Here is a 19,374-nt window from a genome sequence, read left to right on the forward strand (position 1 = left end):
CTCTCACAGCAAGTTTTGGTTAACGGGATTTTCATGACTGGGAAGATAGCTTGCATCGTGCCGCGAGAAGTACCGGGTACGCGGCGCACCTTTCTCTTGAATCGGCAAGCCAAGGGACGCGCACTTCGCTCGTTAGATGTGCAACGATCCTTATGTTTCGTTCCTCTTTATATGGCGCCTTGTCTGGCGGCGGGCACTATTCGGGCGATCTGCACGGAGCAGCAATGCGCCGATCCGTAGGGCAGGGCTTGACGGCGTCTCCTGCTACACCGTGTCCGGGAGGCGAAAACAAGCCAGTACGAAGTCATGCGCGACGGACATGCAGGATCGGCCGCTTCTGTGCGAGGCGCAGTCGCTATATACATCGAAAAATCTGGAGATAACGACACAGATACCTTGAGATACCTTGCCGGCGAGCCAGCGTCACGATACGCATAGGAGTGCTGTCGCGCAAAAGTCCATGTGCGATATCCGTGAGAGCTGCAGCTGGTCATGCTGCAATGGCGGAAGCAAAGCCCGCAATAGCTTCAATTAAATGAAGCATTAACCATAATCTCAAACTGTTGATCTTGCCCAGCCTTGAGCAGGGTTCTGGCTACCGATCGCCCATAAGGTCACCGGAAATCACCAAACAATCGGGCTTCAGCTCAGTGAGCCAGGCAACGCTCTTCTCAAGCGCGCAAGATTATCATTGTCGATCTGTGCATGAATATCAGTTGCATGTGCGACAATCCCATGCGCAGCCCCTTCGGCGTGTTCTTATCGATTAAGATATCGTCCCGCTCGGTGTTCGTAGCAAGTCGCGCGGTTTCGCCAGGAAAGACCTTGAGAACTCAGATCATCTCATCGACGAGGTCTGGAGAAGAGAAGGCGATTCAAAAAGCGATCGACCTTGGAACCAGCCGACTCCAGAACCTTCCGCGAGCCAGCATTCTCCGGATGCGCAAATGCACGGACCGCAGGAAGCTTCAGTTGGTTGTCGGCCAAATTTAATGCGGCAGAGATCAGTTCCGAGGCATATCCTTGTCTCCAGACATCGGGATGGAAGAAGTATCCGATCTCGCAACCCCACCCAGGATCAGAGGGATCGTTGTACAAACCACCCCAGCCGATGATTTTTCCATCATCCTTCCTGATAACGGTCCAAGGCGCATATCCATCATGCCGCCGCCGCCTTTCATGAACAGCAATCCTTCTACGACAAGCAGTTTGTGTTTCGTCTACGTGCGTATGTTTCATCGCCTCCCTGTCTCCGAGAAATTGGAATAGGGCAGGGGTGTCCGACAGCCTGGAAGGTCGAAGCAGTAGGCGGATAGTTTCTATCTGCAATCCAATCTCCAAATGCGGCGCTAAGCATGCGAAGGAGATTGAAGGTAAAAGCTCTCCCCGGACGGCGCAACGATTACCAGGCTTAAGTAAGCTAAGGTCGTCGCTATCTCATTTACCTCGCTTGCCATTCCGCGGATCCGTAGCGCAAAGAGGCGACAGAGCCTACCTGCGAAGTGCGCCATCTTTGGTTCTTCCCACGGTTGGAATGGGCAGGTCCGGTCCATAATCATCGACGCGACGATGATGATAGGAACGAAGCAGCCTTTCCGGGCCGCGCCGTTGATTTACCTGGCATGCCCCTTTATTTCTCACGCAGAAAGAAGGGGTCAGCTAGCCATGGATAATGAAACAAGCCTTCGAAACGAGCGTAAGCGCGGCTCCGGCGTGAAGGTGGTCTACGATATCCTGCGGGACGAGATTCTGGATCTCGAACTACCCCCTGGCAGCCCCATCGACGAGGTGCAGCTTTCCGAACGTTTCGGCATGTCGCGCACGCCGATCCGCGAAGCGTTGGTGCGGCTTGCGGGCGAGGGGCTGATCGATACGCTGCCCAACCGCTCGACCATGGTGTCGCAGATCGATTTCCTCAACATGCACAACTATTTCGATGCGCTGGTGCTCATGTACCGGGTCACCACGCAACTTGCGGCGAAGTATCATCGCCCGGAGGATCTTGAGGCCGTGCGCGCGCTTCAGGCGGATTTCGCTGCCGCCGTCGAGGCCCAGGATGCGCTCGCCATGATCTCCACCAACGCCGCGCTGCATCTGGCTATTGCCGAAGCTGGCCGCAATCCCTATTTCACGAGCCTTTTCTCGCGTCTGCTGAATGAGGGACGGCGCATCCTTCGCCTCTACTATCAATCCTATAATGACCGCTTGCCGCGCCGTTTCGTCGAGGAGCATGATGAAATCATCGACGCCGTCGCGGGGCGCGATATCGAGCTTGCCGAGCGTCTGGCGCGTGAACATGCGGAACAGATCGTCGCGCAGATCCAGAAATTGCTGGTGCGCGGAGATCGCCTCGACGTGCGGCTCTAGTTGCATATTTCTTGTCGACAAAATAAATACAAAGATATATCAATGCTGCAAAGACGGTAAGGCGCGGCGGCGGATGCGGCTGGGCTGGTTGCCGATCCACCCTAAAGCCAAAAGGATAGACAGATGAAATCCAGCGTTTTCTCCGGCGTGATCCCGGCGCTCATGACCCCGTGCAAGCCCGACCGCAGCCCCGATTTCGATGCGCTCGTGCGCAAGGCCAAGCAGCTCATCGCCGAAGGCATGTCGGCGGTCGTCTATTGCGGCTCGATGGGCGATTGGCCGCTTCTGACCGATGCGCAGCGCATGGAGGGCGTCGAGCGGCTGGCCAAGGCGGGCGTGCCGGTCATCGTCGGCACCGGCGCCGTCAATACGGCATCGGCCGTTGCCCATGCCGCTCATGCGCAGAAGGTCGGCGCCAAGGGGCTGATGGTGATCCCGCGCGTGCTGTCGCGCGGCTCGGTGATCGCTGCCCAGAAGGCGCATTTCAAGGCGATCCTGTCGGCCGCTCCCGATCTTCCGGCCGTGATTTATAACAGCCCTTATTATGGCTTTGCCACGCGTGCCGATCTGTTCTTTGCGCTGCGTGCCGAGCATCCAAATCTCGTCGGCTTCAAGGAGTTCGGCGGCCCTGCCGATATGCGCTATGCCGCCGAGAACATCACGAGCCGCGACGATGACGTGTCGCTGATGATCGGCGTCGACACGGCCGTCTTCCATGGCTTCGTCAACTGCGGCGCGACGGGTGCCATCACCGGCATCGGCAACGTCCTGCCGAGGGAAGTCGTTCATCTCTGCAACCTCGCCCAGGCCGCAGCCAAGGGCGACGTCGATGCACGCCAGCGCGCGCTTGAACTCGAGCAGGCGCTCGCCGTCCTGTCATCCTTCGATGAAGGTCCGGACCTGGTTCTCTTCTTCAAGCACATGATGGTGCTGAAGGGAGACAAGGAATATGAGCTGCACTTCAACGAAAGCGACGTCTTGAACGACAGCCAGCGCGGCTATGTCGAGGCGCAGTTCAAGCTGTTCAATACTTGGTACGCCGAGTGGAGCAAGCTTCCGGGCGCCGTGGAAAAGTACAAGGCCTAAGTGGTCGCAAGCTCAAGCCCAAACGTGAGAGGCCCGAATGGGCCTCTTTTGTTATCTTATGTTAGCTTTCAGTTACGTTTTGACGTTGCTCAGGCCACGGCGTCGAGGCCGAGTTCTTCAAGGCGATCGAGTTGGCGGATTTCCTCTGCTGTCAGCGGGATACCATCCTTTTCCGCACGAGCGCGAGCGGTGAAGCGACGTTGTGAGGGCAGGCGCGCGCCTTGGCCGACAATCGCTTCGAACAGCACTTCGGCACGGGCGAGCGGATTTCCAGGTCGACCAGCCGCAAAAGCCTCCGGCGAGAAGGCAACGATGAGTTCGCCGTGCCGCGGCGCAAAGGCCGTGGAGCCGAGATAATCGAGCGCCTCACGGCTGGTGAAGTCGCCGATCATGATGCCGGCCAGAAGCTCGATCATCGTGCCGATGGCCGAGCCTTTGTGGCCTCCGAACGGCAGCATCGCGCCGGCAAGTGCTGCCTCCGGATCCGTGGTCGGTTGGCCGTCGGAATCGATCGCCCAGCCCTCTGGAAGAGGCTTGCCGGCGCGGCGATGCAGCTCGATCTCGCCGCGGGCGGCAACCGACGTCGCGAAGTCGAAGACGTAAGGCGGATTGTCGATGCGCGGCCAGCCGAAGGCGAAGGGGTTGGTTCCGAGGAGCGGCGCTGTACCTCCGGCGGGCGCGACGGTGGAATAGCTCGGGCACATGGCGAAGGCGGCAAGGCCTCGATCCGTCAGGGCTTCCACCTCCGGCCAGAGCGCTGCGAAATGCGTGCAGTCGTTGATGGCGAGTGCGGCAATGCCGAAGCGGCGAGCCCGTTCGGCAAGCACAGGCATGCCGAGCTCGAAGGCAGCATTGGAAAAGCCGCTCTTGGCATCGACGCGAACGATGGCGGAGCCATCATTTTGTTCGAGAACCGGCACCGCATCGGGCCGTGCCTTGCCGGCCTTGACCGCACGCAACACACCTTCGATGCGGTAGATGCCGTGCGACTTGCAAGCGTCACGTTCGCCGGCGACGATCACCCGCGCGATTGCACCGGCTTGCTGCGCATTGACGCCGGCTTTTAAAAGGATCGCTTCGACACGGCCTCGCAGCGCATCCGGTGTCAGGGTGGTCACGTCACTCAATTTCGGTTCTCCCATATTATGTTCGCTTGCATCATAGACTTGAAAATTATAAATACAAAAAGAATACAAGAAATCGACATGCGATCCTTTCGTGCTTTTCGGCTTCAGTTGAGGAAGACCAGTGAATTACCGTCATCCGCAAATATCATGCTGCTGCAGCCGAAGAAATGACGGTAAAACAGGCCCATACCGACGTTGCCGAGACGTTCTCGATCCTTCCGACAAGAACGCTTGCCATGCCGCCGGAACATATGTTGTTTGATGACGTAATATCTGCGCTTGATCCCGCACCGGGAGGAGAGATGACCATGATCTGCCTGACGCTTGGACCAACACCTGCTCGCGGTGTCTCCGATCGCGTTGCCTATTTCCACCGGAGCGCCATGACCGAGATCGGCAAGTCCAAACAGATTTTCGGCGCGCCGCAGTATCAGCAGAAATCTCTTTCGAGTGCGTGTTGATGGCAAGACCGGACGTTATCGTCATTGGGGCCGGTGTTGTTGGCCTTTCCAGCGCGATCGCGGCGCAGGCGCGGGGCTTGAGCGTCATGGTCGTCGACCGCGAGGGACCGGCCGCCGGCGCTTCGGCGGGCAACGCCGGTGCCTTTGCCTTCACGGATATCCTGCCGCTGGCGTCCCCCGGCATCTTGAAAAAGGCGCCGAAATGGCTCCTCGATCCGCTCGGGCCGCTGTCGGTGCCGCCCGCCTATGCGCTCAAGATCGCGCCCTGGATGTTTCGGTTCTGGCGTGCCTGCCAGCCCTCGCGCGTTGCCCACGCCACGGCGGCCCAGACAAGCCTGATGGATCTTTCCAAGGCCGAGCTTGAGCCGTTTCTCGCCGCGACGGAGACGCTCTCCATGTTGCGCAAGGAGGGCAATCTCCAAGTCTATGAAAGCGAGGCGGAATTCCGCGCTTCGCTGCCAGGCTGGGAGGTTCGCCGCAATCACGGCATCGAATTCCAGCATCTGAAAGCCGACGAGATGGCAGCGATCCAGCCGGGGCTGGCATCGCGTTTCATCCTCGGCACTTTCACGCCCGGCTGGTATTCCATCGCCGATCCTAAGCTCTACACGCTGGCGCTGGCCGCGCATTTTCGCAGCCACGGCGGCGTCATCGAGACATCGGAGATTTCGTCGCTTCGGGCGCTCCCGGTTGGGGTCGAGGTGGTGGCTGCGGATGGAAAGCTGCGCCAGGCTGGCAAGGTTGTTCTGGCTGCCGGCGCCTTCTCGCATCGGATCGCCAAGACGCTCGGCGAGCACATTCCGCTCGAAACCGAACGCGGCTACAACACGACGCTTCCGGCCGATGCCTTCGACCTGCGCACGCAGATCACCTTCGGCGGCCATGGCTTCGTCGTCAGCAAACTTTCGACCGGCATTCGTGTCGGTGGTGCGGTGGAGCTGGGCGGATTGGCCTTGCCGCCGAATTTTCGCCGTTCCGAAGCCATGCTGCAGAAGGCGCGTAGTTTCTTGACCAGCCTCAAGCCGGAAGGTGGCGTGCAATGGATGGGCTTCCGCCCATCGCTGCCCGACAGTCTACCTGCGATCGGCAGCGCCAAGGCGACGCCGGACGTGATCTATGCCTTCGGCCATGGCCATCTCGGTTTGACCCAATCCGCCGGCACGGCGCGTATTGTCGCCGACCTTTTGACACGGCAGGCGCCGGCGATCGATCTGACGCCCTTCTCGCCGCAACGCTTCTAATGCAAACAGGCATGACGATGTGGATTTCCACATCGGTGCTTACAATCCTCTCGCATATGGACCCACGATGAAATGAACGACACGGCATCGGCTCGCAGCATCATGGGTGGCACGGCGGAGGGCCGCGTCGTCGCCACGCAGGAGGCCCTCAGCTTCTGGGGTGGGGTCGATCCGGCCACCGGCAAGGTCATCGATATCCATCATCCTCTGCATGGCGAATGTCTCACTGGCGCAATCCTGATGATGCCTTCGAGCCGCGGCTCCTGCAGTGGTTCCGGTGTGCTGCTCGATCTCGCGCTGACAGGCCGCGCGCCGGCTGCCCTGATCTTCTGCGAAGCCGAGGATGTGCTGACGCTCGGCGCACTTGTCGCCGCCGAAATGTTCGGCCGGCAGCTGCCCGTCGTGCGGCTCCATCCGGATGTCTTTGCCCGTCTGGCGCATGCAAAGACGGTCAGGATCGAAACCGCTGCCATCGTCGCGGATGGCGAGACCATGCCTCTTTTGCCACCTGCTATCGCCGGGCTTTCCTTGACGGAGGCCGACAGGTTCATGCTTGCGGGCGGCGAAGGCGTTGCGGTTGCTCAGGCCACGCGCATATTGACCGCCATGGCGGCTCAGCAGGGCGCCACTTCGCTTATCGACGTGACGCAGGGTCATATCGATGGATGCATCTATGCAAGCCCAGCCAACCTGACCTTTGCGGAAAAGATGGCTGAGTTCGGCGGACGTGTGCGCATACCTACCACCATGAACGCCATTTCCGTCGATCGCGCCAATTGGAGATCGCAGGGCGTGCCGGAGGATTTTGGCGATCCCGCCGCGCGGCTGGCGGATGCCTATGTGCGCATGGGCTGCCGCCCGACTTTCACCTGCTCTCCCTATCTGCTCGACAGCGCACCGGGCGCCGGCGAGGCCATTGGCTGGGCGGAGTCCAATGCCGTGATCTTCGCCAACAGCGTGCTTGGTGCGCGCACCGCCAAGCATCCCGATTTCCTCGATCTCTGTATTGCATTGACAGGTCGCGCGCCGCTTTCGGGCGTATATCTGGATGAAAATCGCAAGGCGACGCGTATCCTCGATGTCGAACTTCCCGAAGGTCGCGACGATGCTTTCTGGCCGCTCATCGGCTATCTCGCCGGAAAGGCGTCTCCCGATCGCATTCCGTTGCTGCGTGGTCTTGCCGCCGGACATCCGGCGCGCGACGACCTGAAGGCGCTCTGTGCTGCCTTTGGCACAACATCTGCTGCTCCCATGCTGCATGTCGAAGGCGTGACGCCGGAGGCTGTCGATGCTCTCGATCCGAATGCCGATCGCCTTACCATCACACGCGCCGACATGGCTGCCGCCTGGAGGATGTTAAACGAGGGGCCGGAAGCCGTCGAGCTCGTCGCCATCGGCAGCCCGCACGCCTCGCTTGCCGAATGCCATGCGCTCGCCCACGCCTTTGCCGGCCGGCGCCGCCTGCCTGAGGTGATGGTCATCGTCACGGCGGGGCGCGATGTCATCGCGACTGCCGAGGCTGACGGGACGCTGGCGCGGCTGCGTGACAGCGGCGTGCAGGTTTTGCCCGACCTTTGCTGGTGCTCGATCTCCGAGCCGGTCTTTCCGCCCGGCACGCGTGCGGTCATGACCAATTCGGGCAAGTATGCGCATTACGGGCCGGGGCTCAGCGGACGCGCCGTGCGCTTTGGCAGCCTTGCCGATTGCGTCGAGGCAGCTGTCGCCGGGCGCGTGGCGGCGGGGCTGCCGGACTGGCTTTGAGAGGAACGACGGCGCACGGATTTCACGCATCGGTGAGACGTCTACGTCCGCAAGCCTAGAGCAGCAATTCCAGGAAAAGTGCGGAGCGGTTTTCCGTCCGGAAATGCGTCAATACAAACGGCTCTAGACGACCGTTTCGCCGCCATCGACGACGAGGATCTGACCTGTCATGTAGGAGGAGCGGTCGGAAACGAGGAACAGGATCGGTTCGGCGATTTCCGACACATCGGCCCATCGTCCAAGCGGCACTTTCTCGGCGATGTAATCTTCGATGGCGCTGCGTCCGCCCATCTGCGTGATGAACGGCGCGTTGAACGGCGTGTCGACCCAGCCGGGGCAGAGCGCGTTGACGCGGATGCCGAAGCGGGCATAGTCGCCGGCCATCTGGCGGGTCATGGCGGTGACCGCGTGTTTGGAGGTGGTATAGGCGATCATCTCGCGATCATAGAGCACGCCCGATGACGACGAGGTGTTGAGGATGACGCCCTTGCCAGCCTTCTTCATGATCGGCATGACGAAACGCGAAGCCATGAAATGCGCCCGAACATTCAGGTTCCAGGACCTATCGAAACCGGAAACCGGGACCTCTTCCAGATTACCGGCGACCTGAGCGCCGGCGTGATTGTGCAGAATATCAATGCGTCCGTGCCGGGCGGCGATCTTTGCGACACCGGCCTCAAGCGCCTGATCGTCTATGACGTCGACAACAAGGCTTTCGGCGCTGCCACCCGCCTCGGCAATCTGGCTCACAGTTTCCTCGGCATTTGCCAAGTCGATATCGGCGACGACCACATGCGCGCCTTCGCGCGCCATGATCAGCGCGCCGGCGCGGCCGATGCCGGAGCCGGCTCCGGTGACGATTGCGACCCGATTCTTGAGTATCATGATGTTTCCCTGGTCAGTTTGTCGTTGTCTTTTCGCGCATCAGGAAACGCGCGATGAGAATGAGGAAGAGCGATGCGATCAGCACCATGGTCGCGATCGCGTTGATCTCCGGCGTGACGCCGCGGCGGATCGAGGCGAAGACATAGATCGGCAGCGTCGTATTCGATCCCGCGACGAAGAAGGCGATGATGAAATCGTCGAAGGAGAAGGTGAAGGCGAGCAGGAAGCCGGCGAGGATCGATGGCATGATCTGCGGCAACACGATCTGCCGGAACGTGGTCAGCGGCGTGGCGTAGAGGTCGCTGGAGGCTTCGACGATGTCACGGCCAAGGCTTGCAATGCGCGCCTTCACGATCATCGTCACCAGCGCCATGGTGAAGAGGCCGTGCGCGGCGATGATCGAGCCATACCCGAGTGCGAATTTCGGTGGCTGATCGCTAGGCCAGACGGCTGCGATCAACGGGTTGATGATGCCGAAGACCTCGACGAGCGCCACCAGCGTCGCAATGCCGATGACGACACCAGGCACGACGGTCGCGGCGGCAAAGAGCCCGTCGAAGACGGCGCGGGCGCGAGGACCGAGCCGTTCCAAGCCGATTGCCGCCATGGTGCCGAAGATTGCGGCGAGCGCGGCACTGGTAAAGGCGATGATGAGGCTGTTGCGCAGCGCTTCCATCAGAAAAGTGTTGGATAGCGCCCGTCCGTACCACTGCGTCGAAAAGCCGGTGAATTCGCTGGCATTGCGGCCGGCGTTGAAGGAGAACAGGACGACGAGCGCGATCGGCGTATAGAGGAACAGATAGACGAAGGTAACGAGCGCGCGCATCAGACGAGATCCACCTGACGGGTGCCGGCGACGCGCCAGGCAATGCGCATGGCAACCAGGAGCACGATGACGACGACAGCAACGAGGGTCACGGCGATCGCCGATCCGAATGGCCAGTTGCGCGATTGCAGGAAGAGGTCGACGAGCGCATTGCCGATGAAGAACACCTTGCCGCCGCCAAGCAACTGCGGGATCAGATATTCGCCAAGCAACAGGATCGTCACCAGGGCAACGCCGGTCATGACGCCGGGCAAGGAGAGCGGCAGCGTGATGCCAAAGAAGGTCGAGACGGGCCTGGCGCCGAGATCGGCAGAAGCCTCAAGGAGGCGGCGGTCGAGCTTTTCGAGGCTGACATAGATCGGCATGATCATCAGCGGCAGATAGCCATAGACGATACCAAGCAGCACGGCACCGGGCGTGTTGATAAGTCTGGTGTTCTCTATGCCGAAGAATTCCAGCAGATGCGGAATGCCGCGTGCGCCGAGCAGGTACATCCAGGCGTATGTGCGCACGAGCAGGCTCGTCCAGAAGGGCACGACGACGAGGGAGACGAGCAGCAGGCGGCGTTGGGGGCTCGCTTTGACGGCCAGATAATAGGCGACCGGATAAGCAACGAGCAGACAGACAGCCGCACCGATCGGCGCAAGGATCAACGTATTGATGAAAGCGGCCGACCGCGAGCCGAGATTGGCGAATTGCGCGAAGGTGAAAGCTGCCTGATAGCCGCCTTCGGGCGCACGCTCACCAAAGGCAAAGACGATGATGGCAATGAAGGGCAGCACCAGGAAGACGAACAGCCAGATGCTTGCCGGCCCGACAAGGGCAGCGGTGACGAGGCGCCGTTTGGTGGCAGGGTTAAGGGGCATCGAGAGGTTCTTTGTCCGCCGGTGCTGAGAAGGAAGCCGATCCCTTACCGCCGTCATGGTGCAAGGGATCGGGTCGAAGAAAAACGATCACGCCGACTTGAAGCGCGCCATCAGTTCGGCACGGCTCGGATCGGTGAGCGTGACGGCGGCACCGAATTCGAGCGGCGTCAGCGAGGCTTCATCCGGATAGACGATCTTGTTCGAGGTGATTTCCTTCGGCAGGAGCTCGATCACACGGCTGTCGGTGGTCGGTGCGCCATTGGCGATGTGCTCCTTCACCGCATTCTTCGGGTCCATCAGATAGTTGAGCAGGGCATAGCCGGCGGCCTTGTTCGGCGCATCCTTCGGGATCGCGTAATAGTCGGTCCAGATCTCGCCGCCGTCCTTGCCGAGCACATAGTCAAGCTCGGGCATGTCGCGATTGAGCTGCGCGCCGTCATTGGTCCAGCACATGGTCAGCCAGGCGTCGGTCGAACGCATCGACGGCTGATAGTCGGAGTTGATGGCAAAGAGATGCGGCTTGACCTTGATCAATAGTTCCTCGGCCTTGGCGAGCTCTTCCGGCTTGATCGAGTTGAAATCGTAGCCGAGGGAAACGAGCGCACTGCCGATGGTGGTCAGCTGATAATCGTGCACCATGGCGCGGCCGTCGGCCTCCGTCTGCGCAATCTCGAAGAAGTCCTTCCAGCTCGAAAGCTTGGTCTTGATCTTTTTGGTGTTGACGGAAAAGCCGGTCGTGCCCCAGTTCTTCGGCACGGCATAGGTCTTGCCGTCGATCTGCCCTTCCTTGGTGAAGCGCGGGCTTTCCGTTGCCTGGCTGAAATTCGGAATCTTGGAGAGATCGAGTTCCTCGATGAGGCCGAGCTTGTGATGGGTCGAGATCGTGTAGTTGGTCGGTACGAAGAGCGACCAGCCGGAGGCGCCGGCCTGGAGCTTTGCGAGCATTTCCTCATTCGAGCCGAAGACGTTGACTTCGACGGCGACGCCGGTTGCTGCCTTGAAGTTCTCGAAGGTCGCGGGGTCGTGATAGTTCGGCCAGGTCGCGATCGACATCTGCGTGCCGAGTTCGCCGGCGGCATAGGCGGGCGTCGACAGCGCGCCCGGGAAGCGCGACAGAACCGCCGTTGCAAGGCCGAGGCCTGTGATATTCAGAAAGTGACGACGGCTGATCGAGCCACGCTTCAGGCGCATGAATTCGTCCATGAAGCCTTCGGCTGAAATCGGAAGATTGTCCTTATAATCCTTGCTCATGATGCTGTTCCCTTGTTTTGGCTTATGCATTCGATGCTGGAAAGACATGGAGGGCTGTGGGGTCGAAGCCGAGGAAGACCTCTTCGCCCGGACCCACGAGATCGCTTTCGTTCATGCTGCGGCGATCCGAGGTGATCAGGAAATCGCCGAGACCGGGGACGGTGACCGCATATTCGGCTGACGAGCCCAGGAAGATGCGATGCGTCACCGTGCCCTTGAAGGACATACCGGCTGCCGCCATGCCGCGGCTGAGATGGATCGCTTCCGGACGCAGGGCGGCAATTGCCGCTCCCGGTGCGAGCCGCTTGCCGGTTGACAGTGCCGAACCGTCCGCCAGGCGAAGCGTTTTGCCGTCGGCTTCCATCGTCGCCTCGATGCGGTTGGTCTTGCCGACGAAATCGGCGACGAAGAGATCGGCAGGGCGATCATAGACTTCCTGCGGCGTGCCGAGCTGGCGAATGCGCCCTGCGCTCATGACGCAGACGATATCGGCCATCGACAGTGCTTCTTCCTGGTCGTGGGTGACGAGAACGAAGGTAATGCCGAGCTCGCGCTGCAGCGTCTGAAGCTCGATCTGCATGGCCGAGCGCAGTTTCTTGTCAAGGGCCGCCAGCGGCTCGTCGAGCAGGAGCACGGAGGGACGGTTGACGATGGCGCGCGCCAGGGCCACGCGCTGCTGCTGCCCGCCGGACATTTCATGGATGCGGCGCTTGGCGAAACCGCCGAGGCGAACCATCTCGAGCGCTTCGGCAACGCGCCGGTCGATTTCGGTACCGCCGATCTTCGGGCGCATCTGCTTCAGCCCGTAGGCGACGTTCTGCGCGACGTTGAAATGCGGAAACAGCGCATAGTGCTGGAACACCATGTTGACCGGGCGTCGGTAGGCCGGAACACCGTTCATCTCCCGCCCGTCGATCAGCACTGTGCCTTCGCTCGGCTGTTCGAAGCCGCCGATCATGCGCAAGCACGTCGTCTTGCCGCAGCCGGAAGGCCCCAGAAGCGCCAGGAATGCGCCCTTGGGCACATTGAGATTGATGTCCATCACGGCGGTCACGGCGCCATAGTTCTTCGTGACCGAACGGAATTCGATATCGTTCGTTGAAGCGGATGCCACGTCTGTTCCCTGCGGTTGGTCGGCAGTCTTGATCTGCCTTATTGCCACCGTCGTTAAGGAAAGAGTAAGCCTGAGCTTCTCGCGAGGTATATACCCCGAAAGAGGTATTTTCGTGCAGAATGCTTCGTGGGAGGTGTATATAGGGGCTGCGCTGAATGCGCAGGGCGGCAGAGGGGATCCGTCACATGAGCACCGACCTTGAAGGGCTGTTTGCCGCCTTCAACGCCACGATCGGCCGATCGACGATGACGGATGCCGAGTTCGGAGAGACGTTCCGCCAGATGATGGCGTCGCTGGTACGGTTCGATTACGTGGTCGTTTTCGCCTATCGCGGCAAGGAACGGCCGATCGATCTCTACAGCACTTTCGATCCCCAAGAGCATGTCGTTTTCGTCACGCTCTACCAGGCTGGCCCCTATCTGCTGGATCCCTTCTATCACACGGCGCGCAGCCGCCGCGAAGGCGTGCTCAGGATGCGGGAGCTGGCGCCGGATCGCTTCTTTTCCAGCGAGTACTACCGAACCTATTATGTGCAGACCGGACTTGCCGAGGAGATCGGCTTCTTCGTCAATGCCGACGAGGACGTCACCATCGTCCTTTCATTGATGCGGCGCGAGAGGACCGGGGTTTTTCCGCCTGCTGAATTTGCGACGCTGAAGAAGGTCGAACCGCTCGTCGCAAACATGGTGCGACACTATTGGGCCGGCCTCGCCTCGCGCTTCGATGCGCAACTGGTGGCCGGCAGCAGGAGCCGGCGCAGGAAGGGCGAGAACGAGATTGTCCCGCCAGCGGAAGCTGTCTGGCGGGATCTCAATCTGACGAGCCGGGAGACTGCCATCGTCGAACTCGTCTTACAGGGGCATTCGTCGGAATCGATCGGTCTGAAGCTCAATATCTCGACGGGGACGGTGAAGGTTCACCGCCGCAACGTCTATCGCAAGCTCGGCATCTCATCCCAGACCCAGCTGCTTTCGCTCTATCTCAAGAACCTCGCCTAGTCGGCATCTAGGCTGATATGCGGGCGCCTGGTTCTTCTCTCGCGAGAAGCTTCAGCCAGGGACCGCAATGAAAGAGGCTCATGAGCAGATACATCGGCACCATGCCGCCGAGCATCGAACTATCATGCGCCGAACAGATCATGTCGCCGGTCGCGCCATAGGCAGACAGCACCGTCATGAGGGCGAAACTTGGCGCAGCGGCCATTGCCAGCCAGCGACCGGCAATGGCTGGCAGGGCAGGGGCGGCGGCATGTCTGCCGACCCTTTCATTGTTTTCGGATGAGCCAGACATCAGTTTGCTCCGTATCGATCGTGGTGTCTCCACCACACACCGGTCTCGTTGCGGCCGAGCGGGGCGCGATCGAGCCACTGATACATGCCCCAGAGACCGTCAAGGCCGCGGGCATAGGACGAATAGGTGTGGTAGATGTCGCCATCCTGGATCGAGAAAGCGCTGACGCCGGGCCGGTCGCGTGTGTAGGTTGGGACATTCGTCCCTGTCATTGACGCCATCAATTGCACCGGGCCTTCGCTGCCGCGCAGCTCCCATTGCTGCATCGTCTTGCCCGCCTGAGCGTCGGGCATCGGCGGTTCGCGACGGTAATTATATTCGATGCCACCGTCGCGCTGTTCTTCCGGCGTGAACCAGACGTTGAAATCGTGGTTGAAATCGCTATTGGCCGATGAGGCCCAGTCGAAGGTCCAGCCCATGCGCCGCTTGAATTCCAACAGTTTGGCAAGCGGCGCCCTGGATACTGCGGAAAAAGCGACATCGTGGTTCTCAAGATGCACTGCGATGCCGTTGAAGCCATCGGCGATCGACGAACAGGATGGGCAGCCGGCCGTGTAGTCCGGTCCGAACATGAAATGATAGACCAGAAGCTGCGAGCGGCCCTTGAAGAGGCCTGAGAGCGGAACGACGCCCTTCTCGGTCTCGAGCCGGTAGTCCTTCTCCAGCTTCACCCAGGGCAATTCCTGGCGGCGGGCGGCGATCTCGTCGCTGCGTCGCGTCAGTTCCTTTTCCTGCTCCAGTAGCGAAAGCCGTGCCGAAAGCCATTCCTGGCGCGTTCCAGTTCTATGCATCGTCATGGTTCATCTCCTCTTGTCGGTCAGCTCGTCCGTGTCGGCGCTACATCTTGCCTGCCGATATGCGATAACTTACCCCTGGAGACCGAAGGGGTGGGAGTTACAAGTGTGACGGGATTTCGATGGACTCGCTGATCGTCGCTGCAGCTCAGGCGCTTGCATCAGGCGATGTGCTGGGCGCTTTGAAGCGTGTGTCGCTGCGCGAGGATGCGCCGGCGCTGGCGCTGCGCGGCATTGCCATGGCGCAGCTCGGAGATCTTGTCCGCGCCAAGACACTTCTGAAGAGCGCCGCGCGCGCCTTTGGTCCCCGCGAGGCTGTCGCCCGTGCCCGGTGCACCGTGGCCGAAGCCGAGATTGCCCTTGTGTCGCGTGACCTTGGCTGGCCGGAAAAAACGCTGGAGACGGCAAGGGCGGCCCTCGAAAGACATGGCGACCACGTCAATGCCGCCCATGCCCGCAACCTGCAGATACGCCGTCTGTTGCTTGTCGGCCATCTGGACGAGGCCGAACGCCTATTGGCGAAGCTCGATCCATCGCCGCTGCCACCAGCCGCAAGGGCGAGCCATGAACTGGCGGTCGCCGGCATCGCCATCCGCCGCCTGCGGATCGCGCCGGCCCGCGCCGCCCTTGCGCGCGCCGCGGAAGCGGCCGGCAAGGCAGGGATCCCCGCACTTATGATCGAAGTGCGCGATGCGACACGTGCTCTGGATGCCCCGGCTGCGCGGCTGGTAGCCCAGGGCGAGGAGAAATTGCTGTCGCTCGACGAGGTCGAGGCCCTGTTGGCGTCTGGAATATTGGTGGTCGATGCCTGCCGCAATATCGTGCGCAGCGGCGGCGAGATCGTGCCGCTTGCGAGCCGGCCGGTGCTCTTTGCCCTGGCGCGCGCGCTTGCCGAGGCCGCTCCCGCCGATGTACCGCGTTCTACCCTGCTTTCCCGCGCCTTCCATGCTCGCCATGCCGACGAATCCCACAGGGCGCGGCTGAGGGTCGAGATCGGGAGGCTTCGCGCCGCCCTGGAGCCATTGGCCGATATCAGCGCGACGCCGCGCGGTTTTGCGCTGACGCCGCGTGGAGAACGCGGTGTCGTGGTACTGGCGCCACCGGTGGAAGTCGAGAATGGCTCGCTGCTCGCTCTGCTTTCGGATGGAGAATCCTGGTCGAGTTCAGCATTGTCGATTGCACTGGCGACAAGCCCGCGCACGGTGCAGCGTGCTCTCGACGCGCTTGCAGCGGCTGGAATGGTGCAAAGTGTCGGCAATGGGAGAGCCTGCCGCTGGATGATGCCGCCGGTTGTCGGCTTCCCGACAACATTGTTACTCCCTGGGCCGCTGCCGAGCGACTAAGGTCTCTCATATCGACACTCGACCAATTCCGACCGGAGGATGGAAGCATGAAAAAGTCCCGAGCAGAAATCATTCGCGAATACGGTCCCTTCGAGAACGCGCCGAGGGTGAATGGAGTTACCTTCGATGGCCAGCACGTCTGGTTCGCCTCCGGCGAAAAGCTGCATGCTCTGAACCCGGAGAGCGGCGAACAGGTGCGCACGATCGACGTTGCGTCCCATGCAGGCACCGCTTTCGACGGGCGTTACCTCTATCAGATCGCCGAGGACAAGATTCACAAGGTCGATCCCGCGACAGGAAATATCATTTCCACCATTCCCGCGCCCGGCAACGGCGGCGATTCAGGCCTCGCCTGGAGTGACGGCAGCCTGTGGGTCGGGCAGCATCGCGGCCGCAGGATCTACGAAATCGACCCCGAAACCGGTGCCATCAAGCGCACCATCGAATCCAACCGTATCGTCACCGGCGTCACATGGGTCGACGGAGAATTGTGGCATGGCACCTGGGAGGGCGACGAAAGCGATGTGCGCCGCGTCGATCCGGCGACGGGCGAAGTGCTGGAGCGGCTCGAAATGCCCGAAGGGACCGGCGTCTCCGGCCTCGAATCCGATGGCAAGGACCGGTTCTATGCCGGCGGCGGCAGCAGCGGCAAACTGCGGGCGATCCGCCGTCCGCGCTGAACGGCATTGATAGAGATATCCCGCATCGGAGGTCGATCGGTCTTCGATGCGTTCCGGCAGGCGGCTTTATTTTTCAGATTCGGAAAGTATTGGCTTACGGATGCCACTTGAAAGGCTCCATTCGGATCACCACTGGATACCACACCTTTAGAACGTCCCCGGGGACAACGGCGCCTTAGGATCGATCCCCGCGATAGGTCGATTCCGCCAAACGCACCTCGGGTGCCGGCCGCAGTGCCATGCGCTCTTGGCATGGAAGCCATGCCTTGCTGTTTGACGCCGTCGTCGCCATATCTGACTTACCAATCGCATTTCTATCATGTCCAGTTGCAAGCTGCGCCGGCCCGGTCGATGCCGGAGATATTCGCGTGCGCGGAGGAGGCGTCATGAATGGCATCACGAAAAGTCTCGATGAAATGAACCTGCAGGAGCGCGCCGACCTTATGACGGCCGTTGCGGATGTACTGCAGGCTGCCGCCGAAGAGGCGGAGGAGGATGGCGATGCGCTAGCCGCCACCAATTCCTTCTTTCTCGCATGCAATCTTCGCAGCTGTTCGTCGGATCTCGGCCCGAAGGACCTGAAGGCTGCCGAGCTTCTGCTGGAGCAGGGCATCACGTTCATTCATCTGCTGAATGGACGAAGAAAGAATGGCATTTCGGTTCACTGAAGCGCATCGCGATCTTTCAGGCTCGCCTCTTGCGCTTCAGGTCTTGATCTAGGCTCAGGACCTATTAATTTTGCTTGAGATGTGATTCTCATGTCCGTTTTCAAGGATTGGGGTATAGGTTTTCGTTTCGCTTTTCAGCGCCGAAAGAAACGGGCTGGTTATTGCAGGACGCGGCGGCATTGAGACGACGGTTGATCAGACTCTGATGCGCGGGTTGGATACCGCAGGACCGTGGTTCGTCTCGGGCCTTCCTCTGTCTCACATGGCGCGTGTTGCCGTTTCAGGCTCGCAGAATCACAACGAGGGTTACCCTGACCGGCCGCCACGCCCAGCAATAAACAGCGTGATGGAATTGAACTTGTTTTCTCCTTTCCCTTGATGCCTTTTCGTCAGGCTGCCTTTGTTGGGGTAATGGGAACTGTCGTCGCAATCGCCCAGGCGAAGGCAGCGAGCTCGCGCGCGATGGCGACGATGACGATGTTTGTGGGGCGGCCACTAGCCTGCATGCGCCGATATCGTTGGCATAGCCGCACCTGCGCCTTCCAGGCGATCGCCCTGATCGCTTCAGGCAGCCCCTCCGTTCGTTTCAGGATTTCCTGGCTTACACGCGCAGGCAATCTATAGGTCCATGCGCCTTCGACCAGCATGCGCCGCGCACGGGTGTTGCCGGCCTTCGTGATTGAACCCCGCGACACGCTGGCCCCGGTCGAGCGCTCTTTGGGAACCAGACCCAGCCATGCCATGAACTGCCGGGGATTGTTGAAGCGTCTGAAGTCGCCGATCTCCGATACCAGTGTCACCGCCGAGATCTGTGCGACACCGCGCAGGGCCTGGATCGCTTCGACGACAGGGTTAAGCGACCAGTCCGGCAAGAGCGCCACCATCTGCCGGGTCAACCGCTCACGCCGTTCCTCGATTTGCTCGATGGCACGAATATATTCTTCCATAGCGATCTGCTGCGCACGGTGATCAAAGCGCTGTGTCGCCAGCCAGTTTCGATGAGCTCTTGTCCAATGAGAGCGGCCTTCGAAGACCCGCCCGTGCCGGAGCAGGAACGATAAAAGATGCTGGCGCGCGCGCCGTAGATCCGAGACCGTCACTTCCCTTGCCCGGCAGAGATCGCGCATGGCCTCATGTGTCTCGTCGGGAACCCAGATGGACGACAGTTCACCAGCGCGCAACAACGCGGCAAGCGCGACAGCATCGCGGCGATCCGTCTTGATCTGAAGCCCCGGACGGGTCGGAACCAGCGATGGCGCGACGACAAGGCATTCATGGCCAAGATCGCGAAGTTGACGATACAATCCATAACCTGTCGGGCCGGCCTCATAGCAAAGGCACAGGCGTCCGTGACGTCCAGCAAGCTTGTCGACAAATTTGCGCACCGCATCAGCACGGTTGGCAATTTCGCCGTAATAGCGAACCTCACCTTTGCGGCCCGCTTCCGCCAGACCGATCGCGATTTTTTCCTTGCTCACATCCAAACCAACGTAAACTGCGATATCATCGACCACGGCTCGTCTCCTATGTTTGAGGCTCTGGCGCTGCAGCTAACCCTCGTTCTGAACATAATGCGAGACGAGCCACCCTGCCGGCTAAGGACATGGGGTCTCA

19 protein-coding genes are annotated in these 19,374 nt (G+C 60.6%); 9 read left to right on the forward strand and 10 right to left on the reverse strand.

Annotated elements, in window-relative coordinates; all coding sequences use genetic code 11:
* Positions 1-843: 843 nt before the first annotated feature.
* Complete coding sequence (locus tag DQ393_RS25245; protein ID WP_348628026.1) at positions 844-1,341, reverse strand: GNAT family N-acetyltransferase; 498 nt, start codon at positions 1,339-1,341, stop codon at positions 844-846.
* A gap of 324 nt (positions 1,342-1,665) precedes the next feature.
* Between DQ393_RS25245 and DQ393_RS25250 the strand changes: the two genes are divergently transcribed.
* Both DQ393_RS25250 and DQ393_RS25255 read left to right on the forward strand, forming a co-directional pair.
* The gene (locus DQ393_RS25250) at positions 1,666-2,367 is read left to right on the forward strand and encodes a GntR family transcriptional regulator (protein ID WP_112344443.1); all 702 of its coding nucleotides are present in this window, start codon (positions 1,666-1,668) and stop codon (positions 2,365-2,367) included.
* A 123-nt stretch (positions 2,368-2,490) separates the two neighbouring features.
* Entirely contained in the window at positions 2,491-3,453 is a 963-nt protein-coding gene (locus tag DQ393_RS25255; RefSeq protein ID WP_112344444.1) for a dihydrodipicolinate synthase family protein, read from the forward strand.
* A gap of 89 nt (positions 3,454-3,542) precedes the next feature.
* On the opposite strand, the gene DQ393_RS25260 is transcribed toward DQ393_RS25255, so the two are convergent.
* Positions 3,543-4,580, reverse strand: coding sequence for an Ldh family oxidoreductase (locus DQ393_RS25260; protein WP_112344445.1), 1,038 nt, complete (start codon positions 4,578-4,580; stop codon positions 3,543-3,545).
* A 167-nt stretch (positions 4,581-4,747) separates the two neighbouring features.
* Between DQ393_RS25260 and DQ393_RS25265 the strand changes: the two genes are divergently transcribed.
* From DQ393_RS25265 to DQ393_RS25275, 3 genes are all read left to right on the forward strand, one after another.
* A complete protein-coding gene (locus DQ393_RS25265) occupies positions 4,748-5,041 on the forward strand; it encodes a hypothetical protein (protein WP_112344446.1) in 294 nt (97 codons plus the stop codon).
* Positions 5,041-6,282, forward strand: a complete 1,242-nt coding sequence (locus DQ393_RS25270) for an NAD(P)/FAD-dependent oxidoreductase (protein WP_112344447.1) — start codon at positions 5,041-5,043, stop codon at positions 6,280-6,282. The genes DQ393_RS25265 and DQ393_RS25270 overlap by 1 nt, the downstream gene beginning before the upstream one ends.
* Positions 6,283-6,354: 72 nt before the next feature.
* Complete coding sequence (locus DQ393_RS25275) at positions 6,355-8,043, forward strand: cis-3-hydroxy-L-proline dehydratase (RefSeq protein WP_112344448.1); 1,689 nt, start codon at positions 6,355-6,357, stop codon at positions 8,041-8,043.
* A gap of 123 nt (positions 8,044-8,166) precedes the next feature.
* Here the strand turns inward: DQ393_RS25275 and DQ393_RS25280 are convergent, their stop codons facing one another.
* The 5 genes from DQ393_RS25280 to DQ393_RS25300 all read right to left on the reverse strand — a co-directional run bounded on the left by DQ393_RS25280 (position 8,167) and on the right by DQ393_RS25300 (position 12,985).
* A complete protein-coding gene (locus DQ393_RS25280) occupies positions 8,167-8,928 on the reverse strand; it encodes an SDR family NAD(P)-dependent oxidoreductase (RefSeq protein WP_112344449.1) in 762 nt (253 codons plus the stop codon).
* 13 nt (positions 8,929-8,941) lie between these two features.
* Positions 8,942-9,754 (reverse strand): ABC transporter permease, encoded by an 813-nt coding sequence (locus DQ393_RS25285; protein ID WP_112344450.1) that lies wholly within the window; start codon positions 9,752-9,754, stop codon positions 8,942-8,944.
* A complete protein-coding gene (locus DQ393_RS25290; protein ID WP_112344451.1) occupies positions 9,754-10,620 on the reverse strand; it encodes an ABC transporter permease in 867 nt (288 codons plus the stop codon). The genes DQ393_RS25285 and DQ393_RS25290 overlap by 1 nt, the downstream gene beginning before the upstream one ends.
* A gap of 87 nt (positions 10,621-10,707) precedes the next feature.
* Positions 10,708-11,871: a polyamine ABC transporter substrate-binding protein gene (locus tag DQ393_RS25295; protein ID WP_112344452.1), complete on the reverse strand. Its 1,164-nt coding sequence runs from the start codon at positions 11,869-11,871 to the stop codon at positions 10,708-10,710.
* A gap of 22 nt (positions 11,872-11,893) precedes the next feature.
* Entirely contained in the window at positions 11,894-12,985 is a 1,092-nt protein-coding gene (locus tag DQ393_RS25300; RefSeq protein WP_112344453.1) for an ABC transporter ATP-binding protein, read from the reverse strand.
* Positions 12,986-13,170: 185 nt separating this feature from the next.
* On the opposite strand from DQ393_RS25300, the gene DQ393_RS25305 reads away from it, so the two are divergent.
* A complete protein-coding gene (locus DQ393_RS25305; protein WP_112344454.1) occupies positions 13,171-13,983 on the forward strand; it encodes a helix-turn-helix transcriptional regulator in 813 nt (270 codons plus the stop codon).
* A 7-nt stretch (positions 13,984-13,990) separates the two neighbouring features.
* Here the strand turns inward: DQ393_RS25305 and DQ393_RS25310 are convergent, their stop codons facing one another.
* Together DQ393_RS25310 and DQ393_RS25315 are read right to left on the reverse strand one after the other, a co-directional pair.
* Entirely contained in the window at positions 13,991-14,275 is a 285-nt protein-coding gene (locus DQ393_RS25310; RefSeq protein ID WP_112344455.1) for a hypothetical protein, read from the reverse strand.
* On the reverse strand, positions 14,275-15,072 hold the full coding sequence (locus DQ393_RS25315) for a DUF899 domain-containing protein (RefSeq protein ID WP_112344456.1): 798 nt from the start codon (positions 15,070-15,072) through the stop codon (positions 14,275-14,277). Before DQ393_RS25315 ends, DQ393_RS25310 begins: the two co-directional genes overlap by 1 nt.
* 119 nt (positions 15,073-15,191) lie before the next feature.
* On the opposite strand from DQ393_RS25315, the gene DQ393_RS25320 reads away from it, so the two are divergent.
* The 3 genes from DQ393_RS25320 to DQ393_RS25330 all read left to right on the forward strand — a co-directional run bounded on the left by DQ393_RS25320 (position 15,192) and on the right by DQ393_RS25330 (position 17,760).
* A complete protein-coding gene (locus DQ393_RS25320) occupies positions 15,192-16,412 on the forward strand; it encodes a helix-turn-helix domain-containing protein (RefSeq protein WP_112344457.1) in 1,221 nt (406 codons plus the stop codon).
* 47 nt (positions 16,413-16,459) lie between these two features.
* Positions 16,460-17,092, forward strand: a complete 633-nt coding sequence (locus DQ393_RS25325) for a Vgb family protein (RefSeq protein ID WP_112344458.1) — start codon at positions 16,460-16,462, stop codon at positions 17,090-17,092.
* 386 nt (positions 17,093-17,478) lie between these two features.
* Positions 17,479-17,760, forward strand: a complete 282-nt coding sequence (locus DQ393_RS25330; protein ID WP_112344459.1) for a hypothetical protein — start codon at positions 17,479-17,481, stop codon at positions 17,758-17,760.
* Between the two features lie 389 nt (positions 17,761-18,149).
* On the opposite strand, the gene DQ393_RS25335 is transcribed toward DQ393_RS25330, so the two are convergent.
* Positions 18,150-19,274: an IS110 family transposase gene (locus DQ393_RS25335; protein ID WP_112339943.1), complete on the reverse strand. Its 1,125-nt coding sequence runs from the start codon at positions 19,272-19,274 to the stop codon at positions 18,150-18,152.
* Between the last annotated feature and the right edge of the window lie 100 nt (positions 19,275-19,374).

The sequence above is a fragment of the Martinezella tropici genome (genome assembly GCF_003287875.1).
Lineage (GTDB): Bacteria > Pseudomonadota > Alphaproteobacteria > Rhizobiales > Rhizobiaceae > Rhizobium > Rhizobium tropici_C.